At 71.7% G+C, this 15,121-nt stretch carries 13 protein-coding genes; 7 read left to right on the forward strand and 6 right to left on the reverse strand.

The annotated features are described in order from the left end of the window. Positions 1 to 43 precede the first annotated feature (43 nt). From QM638_RS09225 to kynA, 4 genes are read left to right on the forward strand one after another with little or no spacing between them, the layout of a single operon-like run. On the forward strand, positions 44 to 847 hold the full coding sequence (locus QM638_RS09225; RefSeq protein WP_415141668.1) for a Ku protein: 804 nt from the start codon (positions 44 to 46) through the stop codon (positions 845 to 847). Between the two features lie 9 nt (positions 848 to 856). Continuing rightward, complete coding sequence (kynB, locus tag QM638_RS09230) at positions 857 to 1,537, forward strand: arylformamidase (protein WP_415141669.1); 681 nt, start codon at positions 857 to 859, stop codon at positions 1,535 to 1,537. Beyond that, entirely contained in the window at positions 1,534 to 2,838 is a 1,305-nt protein-coding gene (gene kynU / locus QM638_RS09235) for a kynureninase (protein WP_415141670.1), read from the forward strand. The genes kynB and kynU overlap by 4 nt, the downstream gene beginning before the upstream one ends. Continuing rightward, on the forward strand, positions 2,835 to 3,647 hold the full coding sequence (gene kynA, locus QM638_RS09240; RefSeq protein ID WP_415141671.1) for a tryptophan 2,3-dioxygenase: 813 nt from the start codon (positions 2,835 to 2,837) through the stop codon (positions 3,645 to 3,647). The genes kynU and kynA overlap by 4 nt, the downstream gene beginning before the upstream one ends. 38 nt (positions 3,648 to 3,685) lie before the next feature. On the opposite strand, the gene QM638_RS09245 is transcribed toward kynA, so the two are convergent. The 4 genes from QM638_RS09245 to QM638_RS09260 form a co-directional block, all read right to left on the reverse strand. Then, a complete protein-coding gene (locus QM638_RS09245) occupies positions 3,686 to 4,507 on the reverse strand; it encodes a phospholipid scramblase-related protein (protein ID WP_415141672.1) in 822 nt (273 codons plus the stop codon). A 90-nt stretch (positions 4,508 to 4,597) separates the two neighbouring features. Next, the gene (locus tag QM638_RS09250; RefSeq protein WP_415141673.1) at positions 4,598 to 5,662 is read right to left on the reverse strand and encodes an ABC transporter permease; all 1,065 of its coding nucleotides are present in this window, start codon (positions 5,660 to 5,662) and stop codon (positions 4,598 to 4,600) included. After that, the gene (locus QM638_RS09255; protein WP_415141674.1) at positions 5,659 to 6,558 is read right to left on the reverse strand and encodes an ABC transporter ATP-binding protein; all 900 of its coding nucleotides are present in this window, start codon (positions 6,556 to 6,558) and stop codon (positions 5,659 to 5,661) included. The genes QM638_RS09250 and QM638_RS09255 overlap by 4 nt, the downstream gene beginning before the upstream one ends. 50 nt (positions 6,559 to 6,608) lie before the next feature. Then, positions 6,609 to 11,519: an NAD-glutamate dehydrogenase gene (locus QM638_RS09260; protein WP_415141675.1), complete on the reverse strand. Its 4,911-nt coding sequence runs from the start codon at positions 11,517 to 11,519 to the stop codon at positions 6,609 to 6,611. Between the two features lie 124 nt (positions 11,520 to 11,643). On the opposite strand from QM638_RS09260, the gene QM638_RS09265 reads away from it, so the two are divergent. Together QM638_RS09265 and QM638_RS09270 are read left to right on the forward strand one after the other, a co-directional pair. Beyond that, entirely contained in the window at positions 11,644 to 12,135 is a 492-nt protein-coding gene (locus QM638_RS09265) for a DUF2505 domain-containing protein (protein ID WP_415141676.1), read from the forward strand. 10 nt (positions 12,136 to 12,145) lie between these two features. Beyond that, entirely contained in the window at positions 12,146 to 12,625 is a 480-nt protein-coding gene (locus QM638_RS09270) for a DUF2505 domain-containing protein (protein WP_415141677.1), read from the forward strand. On the opposite strand, the gene QM638_RS09275 is transcribed toward QM638_RS09270, so the two are convergent. Both QM638_RS09275 and QM638_RS09280 read right to left on the reverse strand, forming a co-directional pair. After that, a complete protein-coding gene (locus QM638_RS09275; RefSeq protein ID WP_415141678.1) occupies positions 12,607 to 12,984 on the reverse strand; it encodes a DUF6912 family protein in 378 nt (125 codons plus the stop codon). The genes QM638_RS09270 and QM638_RS09275 overlap by 19 nt on opposite strands. Beyond that, positions 12,981 to 14,447, reverse strand: coding sequence for a WS/DGAT/MGAT family O-acyltransferase (locus QM638_RS09280; protein ID WP_415141679.1), 1,467 nt, complete (start codon positions 14,445 to 14,447; stop codon positions 12,981 to 12,983). The genes QM638_RS09275 and QM638_RS09280 overlap by 4 nt, the downstream gene beginning before the upstream one ends. Before the next feature lie 133 nt (positions 14,448 to 14,580). Between QM638_RS09280 and QM638_RS09285 the strand changes: the two genes are divergently transcribed. Continuing rightward, positions 14,581 to 14,955 (forward strand): hypothetical protein, encoded by a 375-nt coding sequence (locus tag QM638_RS09285; protein WP_415141680.1) that lies wholly within the window; start codon positions 14,581 to 14,583, stop codon positions 14,953 to 14,955. Positions 14,956 to 15,121 lie beyond the last annotated feature (166 nt).

The raw sequence follows: 15,121 nt of genomic DNA on the forward strand, positions 1-15,121 counted from the left end.
GCGTTTGCCAACGGTTACCCTGGGAGGCGTCGAGAGGCCTGCCATGCGTGCGATCTGGAAGGGCGCGGTGTCGTTCGGGCTGGTCAGCGTGCCGGTCAAGCTCTACGCCGCCACCGAGTCCCACGACGTCTCCTTCCGCCAGGTGCACGTCACCGACGGCGGCCGGATCCGCTATCAGCGGATCTGCTCGATCGACGGCGAGGAGGTGTCGTACTCGGAGATCGCCAAGGGATACGAGACCGAGGACGGCGAGATGGTCGTGCTGACCGCCGAGGACCTCGGTGAGCTGCCCAGCTCCTCCTCGCGCGAGATCGCGGTGGAGAAGTTCGTGCCCAGCGACCAGATCGATCCGATGCTGTTCGAGAAGGCCTACTACCTGGAGCCGGAGACGTCCGGGGTCAAGCCGTACGCGCTGCTGCGGCAGGCGCTGAGCGAGGCCGACCGGGTCGCGGTGGTCACGGTCGCGCTGCGCCAGCGGACGACGATCGCCGTCCTGCGGGTGCGGGAGACCGCGAACGGCGAGGTGATCGTGCTGCAGACCATGATGTGGCCCGACGAGATCCGCACCCCGGACTTCTCCGTCGAGGCGGGCGAGGTCAAGGAGTCCGAGGTCGAGATGGCCCGGATGCTGGTCGAGACGCTGGCCGGCGACTTCGACCCGGACGACTTCGACGACGACTACGCCGAGGCGGTCGAGGCGCTGGTGCGGGCCAAGATCGAGGGCGGCGAGGTGGCCCGGACCCCCACCTCGACCAAGACCTCCGGCGAGGTGGTCGACCTGCTGGCCGCACTGCAGCGCTCGGTGGCGGCGGCGAAGCAGGCACGTGGCGAGGCGACCGGGTCGTAGGCTGCGCCCATGTGCGCTGCGAGCCCGGATCGGTCGACCCGGGCCGGTCGTCGGCTGTGGGACATCTCGCCCGCGGTCGACGAGGGCTCGCCGGTCTTCCCCGGCGACGTCGGCTTCACCAGCACGCCCACCTTCCGGATCGGACCGGGATGCGGTGTCAACGTCGCCGCGCTGCGGCTCTCCCCGCACACCGGCGCCCATGCGGACGCACCGCTGCACTTCGTGCCGGACGGTACGCCGGCCGGCGCGCTCGACCTGGTCCCCTATCTGGGTCCCTGCCGGGTGATCCAGGTGCTCGGCGCGGGTGCGGCGGTGCGTCCCGCGGACCTGCCGACGGGAGTCCTCGAGGGCGCCCCGCCCCGCGTCCTGTTCCGGACCTATCGGACCCAGCCGACGGCCTGGGACCCCGAGCTCACCGCGCTGGCCGCCGAGACGGTCGAGCTGCTCGCCGCCGCGGGCGTCGTCCTGGTCGGCACCGACGCCGCCAGCCTGGACCCCGCCGCGTCGAAGACCCTCGACGCCCACCACGCGGCCCACCGGGGCGGCATGGCGATCCTGGAGAACCTGCTGCTCGACGAGATCGAGCCGGGCGACTACGAGCTGATCGCGCTGCCGCTGCGACTGGCCGGCGCCGATGCCGCGCCGGTGCGGGCGGTGCTACGCGAGCTGAGCCGGGAGGAGCCCAGGTGAACCGATCCGATGCCGAGGCGCTGGACGCCGCCGACCCGCTGGCACCGCTGTCCGGGCTGTTCGACCTGCCGGACGGAGTGATCTATCTGGACGGCAACTCGCTCGGTGCGCTGCCCCGCTCGGCCGCGCGCCGGGCACGGGAGGTCATCGCCGAGGAGTGGGGCAGCGGCCTGATCCGCAGCTGGAACACCGCGGACTGGATCACGCTGCCGCACCGGGTCGGCGACAAGATCGCCCGGCTGATCGGCGCCGGGGCCGGCGAGGTGGTGGTGGCCGACTCGACCAGCGTCAACCTCTACAAGGTGCTCGCCACCGCGCTCGGCATCGCCGCGGCCGACCCCAGTACGGCCGGCCGACGGGTGGTGCTCAGCGAACGCAGCAACTTCCCCACCGATCTCTACATCGCCCAGGGGCTGTGCGCGGAGCGCGGCTTCGAGCTGCGCCTGATCGACCCCGAGGAGGTCGCCGGGCGCGGCGACGAGGCGGTGGTCGACGTACTCGACGAGGTGGCGGTGCTGCTGGTGACCCAGGTCAACTATCGCACCGGCCGGCTGCTCGACATGGCCCGGATCACCGCCGCCGCGCGGGACGCCGGCGTGCTGACCATCTGGGACCTGTGTCATTCGGCCGGGGCGCTGCCGATCGACCTGAGGGGCGTGGGGGCCGACTTCGCCATCGGCTGCGGCTACAAGTTCCTCAACGGCGGACCGGGCGCGCCGGCCTTCGTCTGGGTCCGTCCCGATCTGGTGGACCGCGCCGCCCAACCGCTGTCGGGCTGGATGGGGCACGCCGCCCCGTTCGAGATGTCCCCGGCCTATCGCCCGGCCGCCGGGATCGGTAGGTATGCCTCCGGCACGCCGGGGATCATCGCGATGAGCATCCTGGAGTGCGGCGTCGACACCCTGCTCGCCGCCGAGGAGTACGGCGGCGTGCCGGCCCTGCGCGCCAAGTCGCTCGCCCTGACCCGGATCTTCGCCGACCTGGTCGGCGAGCGCGTGGCCGGCGCCGGATTCACCGTCGAGTCCCCGATGGACGACGCCCTGCGCGGCAGCCAGCTCTCGCTCTCGCGCGCCGAGGGCGCCTTCGAGATCGTGGCGGCGCTGATCGAGCGGGGCGTGATCGGCGACTTCCGGGCCGGTGAGCCGGGCGTGGCGGCCTCCCCCGACATCCTGCGCTTCGGCGTCACGCCGCTGTACACGAGCTATCGCGATGTCTGGGACGCGGTCGACCGGCTCGCCGAGGTGATGGCGTCCGGCGAATGGCGCGAGCCTCGATTCGCGGCGAGAGGAGCCGTGACATGACCGGTGACCCGGGGCCGCCGCCCCGGCTGCCGATGGACTACAGCGACTACCTGCACCTGCCCGAGGTCCTCGGTGCACAGCACCCGCTCTCCGGCGAGCACGACGAGATGCTCTTCATCGTGCAGCACCAGGCGATGGAGCTGTGGATGCGGCTGATGCTGCACGAGCTCGACGCGGCCCGCGCGATGGTCGCCGCCGACCGGGTGCAGCCGGCGTTCAAGACGCTGGCCCGGGTCTCCCGGATCATGGAGCAGCTGGTGCACGCCTGGGACGTGCTCGCCACTCTGACCCCGCCGGAGTACGACAAGTTCCGGCCGTATCTGGCCACCGGCAGTGGCTTCCAGTCCTGGCAGTACCGCTGCATCGAGTTCGCGCTGGGCAACAAGGCGGCCAGCACCCTCGGCGTGCACCGCGGCCGGCCACACGAGGCCGCGGTGCTGGCCGCCTACCGCTCTCCCTCGCTCTACGACGAGTCGCTGCGACTGCTGGCGCGGCGGGGGTTCGCCATCCCCGGCCACCTCCTCGACCGCGACTGGACCACGCCGTACGACGCGGACGGATCCGTCGAGGACGCCTGGCTGGCGGTGTACCGCTCACCAGAGCAGCACTGGGACCTCTACGAGCTCGGCGAGGAACTGGTCGACCTGGAGAGCGCCTTCCGGCTGTGGCGCTTCCGGCACGTCACCACCGTGGAGCGGATCATCGGCTTCAAGCCCGGCACCGGTGGCACCAGCGGGGTCGACTACCTGCGTGGCCGGCTCGAGGTGGTGCTCTTCCCCGAGCTGTGGCGGATGCGCACCGACCTGTAGCCGCGACCTGGTCGTCGCGAGAGGGGCGACGGCGTCGATCAGTTGAAGCCGCGCTGGTCCTGCTTGAGCGCGGTGTCGACGGCGAGCGCCGCCGCGACCACCAGCGAGCGGAGCGGGTCCTCCAGCGGCCGGTGGATCTGCACGACGTAGTTGTCGGCGGTGGTGAACATCGTCTTGGCCAGCCCCTCCCAGGTCTTGGTGATCCGGGCGACCTCGGTGCCGGTGTGGTCGGCGATGTTGAAGTTCCAGGCCCGCCAGTTCTCGGCGTTGATCGAGCCCCACTGCCGGCCACCGGACTCGAGGGCGAACCGGATCTTGCCGAAGACGTTCTGCTGCACGATCTGGCCGACCTCGGCGCCCACCGAGTCGGTGACGATGACCCGGCTCTTCATGAACTTCGCGGGTCGGGTCAGCCCCAGGATGACCCGGCCGTCCGAGTCCACGACCTGCAGCTTGTGGGTCATGAACTGGTCGTAGGAGGTCAGCAGCCGGGCGGCCTTCTTCAGCGCGCTCTGCCCGACCTGGCGCACCGCCCCGATCTGGTGGCCGTGCTGGTCGTAGACGGCGTACTCGTTGTTGATCTCGATCAGCTTCGCCTTCTGGTTCACCACCAGGACCGGCTCGCTGAAGATCGAGCCGCCGCCCTGCGCCGCCCCGGCCTGCACGCCCGCCTTGGCGACGTCGCGCTGGATCTTGTCGGTGGCCCGGTCGACGGTCGGGACGTGGCCGCCGCCCACCGGAGGATCGATCCCCTGACGGCCGTGCGAGGAGACGTGCTCGGTCCACTGGGCGCCGTCCCAGTAGCGCAGCTCGTGACGACCCAGCGGGTCCGGATACCAGTTGGCGGGGCTCTGCGTCATGGCGCGAAGGCTACCCAGGCACCGGACCGTTCACACCCCGGGTCACACGCTGGGACACACGCTGGGACACACCCGGCCCACACCCGGGTCTCACACCGTCTCCCAGCGGAAGAGCCGGGCGGCGAGTCCGGTGACCACCACCGCGAATCCCGCCAGCACCGCCATCGGCGCGAGGACCGCGCCGGGCCCCTCACCGCGCACCATCACGTCCAGCATGCCGTTGTTGAGGTGCCACAGCGGCAGCACGTGGGCGACCGCCTGGATCCAGCCCGGCGTCGCGTCGAGCGGGAAGAACGATCCGGAGAGGAACGCCATCGGCAGCACCATGAAATTGGCGGCGTTGACCGCGCCCTCGGTGGTGGTGGTGATCGCGCCGGCCAGCAGGCCGATCGCCATGAAGCAGAGCGTGCCGACCACCAGCAGCGGGATCGAGGCCCACCAGGAGCCGGTGAGCACCAGTCCGAACAACCCCGCCCCGACGGCCAGGAAGACGGCCAGCTGCACCAGTGCGACCGCGATCGTGACCCCGACCCGCGCGCCGACGACGGTCCCGGTCGACACCGGCGCCAGCTGCAGGCGGCGCAGCAGCTTGGAGTTGCGCCAGCCCTGCAGCGTCGCGGCGGCACCGAAGGCGGCGCTCATCGCCACCGCCCAGCCGAGCAGACCGGGGGTGACGAACTGGATGGTGGACAGCGAGTCGTCCTCGACCCGCTGGACGCTGAGCGAGTAGCGCGGACTCTGACCGGTCGCCGCCACGTTCGCGGCGTCGATCAGCGAGGCCAGCGCGCCCTGGGTCAGCCCCGCCTTGACCCGGTCCGTCTCGGTGTAGTGCGCGACCAGCCGGTCACCCTTCATCTGGACCACCGCGTCGGCGTCGCCCTTGCGCACCTTGGCCAGCGAGCCCGCCAGGTCGTCGCTGTGGCTGAGGTTGAAGACCTGGCGCAGGCCATCGCGCTGCTCCGCCGGCAGGTCATCGAGCACCGAGACCCGCCCGACCTCGATCACGTCGGCCTTGGACTGGCTCTGGTCACCGAGCAGGCCGCCGAAGAGCACCAGGAACATCAGCGGGAAGATCAACGCGAAGAAGACCGCCGCCCGGTCGCGCAGGAAGCCGCGCAGGATCGCCGCCGCGAGCGCGACGAAGGAGCCGTTCATGCCCGGTACTCCCGTCCGGTCAGGTTCAAGAAGACATCCTCGAGGGTCCCGGTCTGCACCCGTACGCCGTCCAGCCAGCCGCGCTCGGCGAGCAGCCCGACCACCGCCGCCGGACGACGGGTGACCAGCACCGTCCCGTCCGCGGTCTCCTCGACCGCGGAGACCGCGTCCAGCCGTTCGGCCGTGGCGGCGTCGACCTGTCCGGGGGCGAGCGTGATCCGGCTGGGCGCGTCCAGGTCGCGGATCAGCTCGGCCGGGGTGCCGACCTGCAGGATCCGGCCATGGTCCATGATCGCCACCCGGTCACACAGCGTCTCGGCCTCGTCCATGTAGTGGGTGGTCAGCACCACCGTGCGGCCGGCCTCGTTGATCCCGGCGAGCAGGTCCCACAGGTTGCGCCGGGCCTGCGGGTCGAGTGCGGCGGTCGGCTCGTCGAGGAAGACCAGCTCGGGCTCGTGCACCAGGGCGCAGGCGATCGAGGGTCGTTGCGCCTGGCCGCCGGAGAGCCTCTCCACCCGGGTCCCGGCCTTCTCGGCCAGCCCGACCCGCTCCAGCCAGTCGTCGGCCTGGCGGGCGGGCGCGGAGTAGAGCGCGGCGAAGGTGTGGATCTGCTCGCGGGCGGTGAGTCGCTCGAAGAACGAGGACGCCTGCAGTTGCACCCCCATCCGCGGCAGCAGCGCGGGGTCACGGGGCCACACCGGGCGACCGAGCACCCTCGCCGTACCGGAGTCCGGCCGGCGCAGTCCCTCGGTGAGCTCGAGCAGGGTGGTCTTGCCTGCGCCGTTGGGGCCGAGCACGCCGACGAACTCCCCTTCGGCGATGCTGAGGGAGACCTCGTCCACCGCCCGTAGGGCGCCGTACGACTTGACCAGATCGCGCCACTCGATCGCGGACATGTCACCACCCTAAGGAACCGCTGATCTCGCCGGTGGGAGCCGAGGTCTCGTCAGGAGGCTGGCAGCAGCCCCCGGATCACCCGGAGCCCGACCGAGAGCCGGGCCAGGTCGGCGCGCTCCTCGGAGACGATCCGGCCCAGCGTCGCCGCGGCCGCCAGGACCGGAGCGGAGTCGAGCCAGCTCGGGTCGTGCAGCGCGGTGACGGTCAGCCGGAGGTGGACCGCGTGCAGGTCGTCGCGCAGCGCGGTGCGGGCCATCGTCTCCCAGGTGTCCTCCCGCGGCAGCGACACGATCCGGGCCAGGACGGTGTCCAGTCCGAGCCGCTCGCCGACCTCGGTGTACTGCCTGGTCACCGCGATCGGGTCCTGGCCCTCGTCCCGGGCGACGTCGACGATGCCGAAGAGCACGTACGCCGCCGGCAGCATGGCCACTCGGGTCGCCAGCTCCTCGGGCACGCCCTCGCCGGTCAGCCGCGTTCGGCGCGCCTGGTAGGCGGTCAGCTCGCTGCCGGCGAGCAGGTCCGGGAAGCGCCGCAGCACACCGCGGACCGGCTCGGCGAAGCGTGCCACCAGCTCCTCGCCGGTGGTCGGGGCGAGCTCGACCAGCCGCCGGGTGGCGCGCTCGGCGGCGGTCCGGATGTCGACCCGCATCCGGGTCTGGACACCCGCGTCGACCTGATGGTCGAGGGCGAGGATCTCGGCGTGCAGCTCGTCCGCCTCGAGCACCTCCCGTGCCACGAACAACGATCGGGTCAGATCCGACAGCGAGGCGCCGGTCTCCACCGAGAGCCGCGGCCAGAACGTCTTGCCGGCCTGGTTGACCAGGTCGCCCACCACCTGGGTGACCACGATCTCGCGGCGGAGCGGGTGAGCCGCCAGCGCGGTCGCGAACCGCTTCCGGACCAGGGTCGGGAAGTAGCGCTCCAGCCGAGTGGCGACGTAGGCCTCGTCGGGCAGCGTGGAGGCCAGCAGCTCCCGGGCGAGCTCGATCTTGGTCCAGCTCATCAGCACCGCGTGCTCGGGTGAGGTGAGCGCCCCGCCCGCCTTGAGCCGGCGCGCGACCTCGGCGCTCGAGGGCAGCCCCTCGACCTCCCGGTCGAGCACGTCGCGAGCGGCCAGGTCGGCCATCCACTCCTCGTGCACGTGCAGCAGGGTGTGGGCATGCGCGGCGGCGTTGGCCAGCGCCAGGTTCTGCTCCTCGTTGTCGTGCAACACCAGCTCGGCGACCTCGTCGGTCATCTGGCCCAGGACGTCGTCCCGCTCGCCGGTGGACAGGTCGCCGGCCGCGACCTGCCGGTCCAGCAGGATCTTGAGGTTGACCTCGTGGTCGGAGGTGTCCACGCCGGCGGCGTTGTCGATCGCGTCGGTGTTGATCCGCCCACCGGTGCCGTCGGGACCGCCGCTGATCGCGAACTCGACCCGCCCGGCCTGGGTCAGGCCGAGGTTGCCGCCCTCCCCGACCACCCTGACCCGCAGGTCACGCCCGTCGACCCGGACGGCGTCGTTGGCCTTGTCGCCGGCGGCCGCATGCGACTCCCCGGAGGCCTTGACATAGGTGCCGATGCCGCCGTTCCAGAACAGGTCCGCCGGTGCCCGCAGGATGGCGCCGATCAGCTCGGCCGGGGTGAGCCTGGTGACGCCCTCGTCCAGGCCGAGCGCGACGCGGACCTGGGGGCCGATCGGCACCGACTTGAGCTGCCGCGACCACACCCCGCCGCCGGCCGAGATCAGCGAGCTGTCGTACTCCTGCCAGCTCGAGCGGGGCAGGTCGAAGAGCCGCCGGCGCTCGGCATAGGAGGCGGCCGGGTCGGGGTCCGGGTCGAGGAAGATGTCGCGATGGTCGAAGGCCGCGATCAACCGGATATGCTCGGAGAGCAGCATCCCGTTGCCGAAGACGTCGCCGGACATGTCCCCGACGCCGACCACCGTGAAGTCCTCGCGCTGGGTGTCGAGACCGAGCTCGCGGAAGTGTCGCCGTACCGACACCCAGGCGCCCCGGGCGGTGATCCCCATCGCCTTGTGGTCGTAGCCGGCCGAGCCACCCGAGGCGAACGCGTCGCCCAGCCAGAAGCCGTACTCGGCGGCGATCGAGTTGGCCAGGTCGGAGAAGGTGGCGGTGCCCTTGTCGGCGGCCACCACCAGATAGCTGTCCGGCTCGGTGTCGTGCCGCACCACCTCGGGCGGCGGCACGCACTCGCCGTCGACCAGGTTGTCGGTCAGGTCGAGCAGGCCACAGATGAACGTCCGGTAGGCGGCCTTGCCCTCGGCGAGCCAGGCGTCGCGGTCGACCTGCGGATCCGGCAGCTGCTTGGGCACGAACCCGCCCTTGGCCCCGACCGGCACGATGACCGCGTTCTTGACCATCTGGGCCTTGACCAGCCCGAGCACCTCGGTGCGGAAGTCGTCGCGCCGGTCCGACCAGCGCAGACCGCCGCGCGCGACCGGTCCGAAGCGCAGGTGCACCCCCTCCACCCGCGGGGAGTAGACGAAGATCTCGTAGGCCGGCCGTGGCTGCGGCAGGTCGGGGATCAGGGTCGGCTCGAGCTTGAGCGAGAGGTAGCTCTTGGGCCGCCCCGCCCCGGGGCCGGCCTGGCTGCGCTGCCAGTAGTTGGTGCGCAGGGTGGCGCGCAGGTGGACCAGGTAGGAGCGCAGGATCCGGTCGTGGTCGAGGCTTCGTACGGCGTCCAGCTGGCTCTCCAGCCGGGCCACGACCTGCGCCTCCCGCTCGGCCCGTTCCTCGGCGTCGATCGCGCGGGGGGCGAACCGCTCCTCGAAGAGCCCGATCAGCCCACGGGTGATCTCGACGTTGTCCAGCAGCGCCGCCTCGATGGTCGCCTGGGAGAACAGCGTCCCGCCCTGCCGCAGATACTTGGCGTAGGCACGCAGCACCATCACCTGACGGTGGGTGAGCCCGGCCGCGAGCACGAGTGCGTTGAACCCGTCGACCTCGCCGTCGCCGGACCACAGCGCCGCCAGCGCCGCGACGAAGTGCTCCTGGGCCTGGGCCGGGGTGAGCCACTCGGCCGGGTGCGACCCGGTCAGCCCCGCTCCCCGGTGGCGCAGCCCCAGGTCGTAGACGAAGGTGCCCTCCTCCTCGTCCGAGCCGTCGAGCTCGTAGGGCCGCTCGTCGCGCACCTCGACCCCGAGCGAGGTCAGGATCGGCAGCAGCCGGGAGAGCGAGATCGGCTCCCCGACCCGATAGACCTTCAGCCGGGCCTCGTCCGCGGGGGCGCCGGGCTCGGCGTACATGGCGAAGTCGATGCCGGCCGGCCCGCCGTCCCGATCGCTCGTCCGGTCCAGCAGCCGGGCCAGCCGGCCGAGGTCGGTCGCACCGTCGGCGGCGGTGAAGTCCTCCTTGTAGGCCTCCGGGAACGCATCGAGCAGATGCGCCAGCCCGTGCGCCGCGGTCTCGCCGTGCTCGGCGATGAGTGCGCTGGCCAGGTCGTCGCGCCAGCTGCGGGAGGCGGCCTGCAGCCGCGCCTCGATCGCACCGAGGTCGAGGCTGTCCAGCTCGCCGGCCGGCACGTGCACCAGGAAGTGGACGCGGGCGCTGCTGGAGTCGCTGATCCGGACGGTGAACTCGATGTCGGTGGCGTGCAGATGCTCGGTGAGGATCTGGGCGAAGCGCTCCCGCAGGGTGGTGTTGTACCGGTCCCTCGGCAGGTTGACCAGCACCGAGACGTAGCGGCCGTAGGTGTCGGGGCGGACGATCACCCGCAGGGTGCGACGCTCCCGCGCGCCGAGCGCCACCTCCGCCATGGTGGCCAGCTCCGCGCTGGTGGCGTGGAACAGCTCCTCGCGCGGGTAGGTCTCCAAGATCTCCAGCAACGCCTTGCCGGTGTGGGAGTTCGGGTCCACGCCGCCGGCCTCCAACACCGCCGCGACCTTGTGTCGCAGCACCGGGATGCGGGTGACCGACTCGCGGGCCGCCTTGGTGGTGAACAGCCCGAGGAAGCGGTGCTCCCCGACCACCGTGCCGGTCGGGTCGAACTCCTTGATCCCGACATGGTCGAGGTAGGTCGACCGGGAGACGGTGGCACGGGAGTTCGCCTTGGCCAGCACCAGCAGCTGCGGCTCGCGGGCCAGCGCCTGCACCCGGCGCGGCATCCGGCCGCGGTCCGGGGACAGGTCCGGGTCGGCCCGCAGGATGCCCAGGCCGGAGCCGGAGATGCCGCGGAGGAACTCGGGCGACTCCGGGGTGCCCTCCAGCCGGTAGTCGCGGTAGCCGAGGAAGGTGAAGTGGTCGTCGGCGAGCCACTCCAGCAGCGCCGCGGTCTCGGCCGACTCCTCCGGGTCCACTCCGACCGGCGGCGTACGACGCAGTTCGGCGACCAGCTCGGCCATCCGGCGCCGCAGCTTGGGCTCGTCCTCCACCGCCTCCCGGACGTCCTGCAGCACGCCCTGCAGCCCACCGACGATGTCGGCCGCCTCCTCGGCGCCGACCAGGTCGATCTCCAGGTGCATCCAGGACTCCCGTTCGGCGCCCGCCGGCGGTGGGACGGTGGCGTCGCGGACCGGGTTCACATCCCCGAGCACGCCGGTGACGTCGCGGCTCACGTCGAAGACCGGGTGGATGACCAGGTGCACGTCGTGATGGCGTCGGGCCAGCTCCATGGTGACCGAGTCGACCAGGTAGGGCATGTCGTCGACGACGACCTCGACCACGCTGCGGCCCCCGGCCGACCAGCCCTCGGCGTCGGCGGTCGGAGTGAGCACCCGGACCGCCGCGGTGCCCTGCGGGCGGATCGCGGCCAGGTCGAGCTGGGAGGCCAGGGCTCCGTAGACGTCGAGCGCCGAGCGGGCCTCCAGGTCCTCGACCGCCACCTGCCGGAGGTAGCCGCGGAACAGCTTCTCCAATCGCTGACGCTTGTCGGGCGGGGCCTGCTCCAGGGCGGTGCGGATGACGGCGCGGATGAGTTCGGTTCGTGGGGACGCCATTGTCCCGGTGGTCGTCGTTGACACCTGTTAGAGGCTAGGGCCACAACCGCCGGGAAACGAGGCATTCCGGGGCTCGGAGTGCAAGGAAGTGCCGATGGCATCCATCGGCCGGTGGCCGGGTGAGCGGCGGAGACGACATGATGGCGTCATGAGCAAGCAGCTGAGGGTCGAGCACACCTATGACGCACCGATCGAGCGAGTCGCCGCGATGCTCGCCGATCCCGGGTTCCGAGAGCAGGTCTACGGCGCCCAGCGGGCCCGGGACATCCGGGTCGAGGTTACCGGCGACACCACCGCCGGCGCGACGGTGGCGGTGGTCTACACCCAACCGGTGGCGGGCGTGCCCGGGTTCGCCAAGAAGCTCGTCGGCGACGCCATCAAGGTGCACCAGGACGAGACCTGGACGGCCGGCTTCGCCTCCGGCCGGATCGAGATCTCCCTGCCCGGCAAGCCCGGCTCGCTGGCCGGGACGGCGACCCTGGCCGAGCACGGCTCGTCGACGGTCGAGACCATCGAGCTGACCGCCTCGGTCTCGATCCCGCTGGTCGGCGGCAAGGCGGAGGAGCTGATCTGCTCGATGTTCGCCAAGGCGCTGCGCCGGGAGCAGCAGGTCGGAGTCCGATGGCTGGAGGGAGCCTAGGGAGGCCGGGATGTCCACCACGCTCAGCTTCGAGCTGACCTACGAGGCCACCCTTCCCGCGGTGTTCACCATGCTCACCGACCAGAGCTTCCGCGAGCAGGTGTGCGACGCCCAGGGCGCGGTGCACCGCTCGGTGAACATCGGCGGCACGCCGCTGAAGGTGGTCATCGAACGCGGCCAGCCCACCGACTCCGCGCCGCCCATCGCGCGCCGCCTGGTCGCCAGCGAGGTGACGGTGACCCAGCAGGAGGTGTGGAACTCCTCGACCGCAGCGGTGGTCGAGATCTCCACGCACGCGCCGCCGGTCGACGTGCGCGGCAGCGCCTCGCTCACCCAGAACGCCGGCCGGACCACCCAGCAGCTGAACCTGCGCATCTCGGCCAAGATCCCGCTGGTCGCCAGCAAGGTGGAGAAGATCGTCGCCGAGCAGGTCCGGGCCGCCTACCAGGCCGAGTACGAGCTCGGCGTGGCCTATCTGGCCGAGCGCTGATCCCGAAGCCGGCCACCGGGCCGGCCGATCAGGTCGGGGACCTCCTGGGTGGCGAACCAGCCCAGGTCCTCCGCCGGATCCGCGCCCACCGGGCGGTCGGCCAGGTCGGCATGGACCGCCACCACCTTCGCGAACGGCGCCGACTCCGCCGTCGACGCGGCCTCGACCACGACCACCACCCGGCGCCCCGGACCGGCGAGCAGCGCCCCGGATTCCTCGGCCGCCGCCATCAGCGCGGCGTACTCGTCCTCCTCGGTCTCCTCCGACGCCTCGTAACCGTCCGCCAGACCGGGCACCACCCGGTCGGCGTACCACTGCGAGAGCAGGTCGAGCGTGGCCGGCAGATAGATCCTGCTCACTCCCCCTCCTTCATGTCCTTCGCGGCGGCGCGTCGGCGCGGGTTCCTCGATCGGCCGCGCGGCGCCCGCTGCCGTGCACCGGTCGCGGTGTCGAGCAGCTCGTCGAGCGCCTCGCGCAGACACTGTCCCAGCACCGAGGCGTCGGGCACCAGATCCCGGTCGGCGGTCAGGCCGAAGAAGACCTTGCCGTCGTAGGAGGTGACGCCGATGGCCAGCGAGTGTCCCGGCTCCAGCGGATGCACCGGATAGCTGGCCACCAACCGGGCGGCGACGCAGTACCGGGCCGTCTGTGGACCCGGGACGTTGCACACCGAGATCAGGTAGTCGCCCTCCGCGCGAGCGGCGACCCGAGCACCCATCATGTGGAAGGTCGCCGGGGCGAAGCCGGTGATCCCGGCGAGCCGGTCGGCACCGACCACCCGCGCGGTCTCCTTGTGCTTCTCGAACGAGTAGGACACCTGGTGCAGCCGCACCACCGGGCTGGTCTCGCCGACCGGCAGCTCGACGAAGTGCGGCGCGATCTGGCTCCCCAGCGCGGTCGCCTCGAGCTCGCCGTCGATGACGCTGACCGGCACCACCGCGGGCACCTGGCGCAGCCCCGCCAGCGACTCCGATCGGGTCATCAACCAGCCGCGCAGACCACCGGTGACGACCGCCAGGATGACGTCGTTGACGGTGCCGCCGTGGACGTCGCGGATCCGGCGGAAGTCGGCGAGCTCGGTCTGGAAGGGCACGAACAGCCGTTGCTCCGACAACGTCCCGGTCAGCGGGGTGGGGCGCTCGGGCCGGCGGCCCAGCAGCATCCCCGCCAGCGAGACCGCGCCGGCGAGCGCCCTGGTGGCCCGACCGGCCAGCTGGGCGCCGGTGGTCCGCGCCGTCTGGGAGAGCGTGTCGACCCCGGAGAGGGAGTCCCGCATCGCCTCGAGCACCAGCCCGGGTCCGGTGACGCCGCGCGGCGACCAGTCGTCGGTGACCGGGGTGGCGCTGCTCGGGCGTACGTCGAGCAGCAGCTGGCCGAGCTCGACGACCTCGACGCCGTCCACCAGCGCCTGGTGGGTCTTGGCGATCAGTGCGACCCGTCCGTCGGCGAGCCCCTCCACGACGTACATCTCCCACAGCGGCCGGGACCGATCCAGCTGCCGCGACATGATCCAGGCGGCCAGATCGCGCAGCTGGTCGAGCGAGCCCGGCCGCGGCAGCGCGGAGCGACGGATGTGGTAGTCGAGGTCGAACCGGGTGTCGTCGACCCAGACCGGGTTCGCCAGCCGGCCCGGCACCAGCTGCACCCGCTGCCGATAGCGCGGCACGAACGCCAGCCGGTCGGCCACCAACGCCCGGAAGGCGTCGTAGTCGAAGACCGGCTCCCCCGGGTCGAGGATGTCGATGTTGAGCACATGGCGCGGGGAGGTCGGCGACTCCTCCACCAGGAACGCCAGGTCGCGGGGAGAGAGCCGATCACTCACGCGCACTTCCTCTCAGGCACCTCTTTGATTCCCGTGCGATTGTGGCAGAGATCCGGGCGGAGCGTCTCCGTCCGACGCGGCACGCCCGGGGTGTCGCAGGCATCGTGTGCATCGACTCTAGAACGGGGAATCCATGCGGCATCCGGCGCGAGCCCTCGCGATCGTGGCCACACTCCTCGGCATCCTCACCCTGACGGCTGCCTGCGGAGGCGACACCAAGTCCGAGGGCACCGATTCCACGACGCCGAAGGTCATCGACATCACCGTCAAGGACGGCTCGGTCACCCCGAACGGCGAGGTCGTCGAGGTGGCCAAGGGCCAGAAGGTCGAGTTCGAGGTGAAGGCCGACGCCGCCGGCAAGATCCGCGTGCACTCCGACCCGGCCAAGGAGTACGAGTACGGCGTCGGCACGACCCGGATCTCGGTAGGGAGCTTCGACCTCGCCGGTCGGATCGAGGTCGAGTCGCACGCCCTCGGCACGACGATCGTGACCCTCGAGGTGAAGTGATCCCGGCGCCCACCGGTGGCCGGATCCCGGAACTGCCGCGCACCGTGATCGGGTTCATCGTCGATGGGCTCTGTCTGCCGTTCGACCTGCCGCTCGACCCGCTGTCCGCCACCTGAGCCGCCGCGGCGAGCGGCGGCCCGCCTTCGGCCGCGCGGCGGCCGCTGCC

Source organism: Nocardioides sp., assembly GCF_047606145.1.
Taxonomy (GTDB): Bacteria; Actinomycetota; Actinomycetes; order Propionibacteriales; family Nocardioidaceae; genus Nocardioides.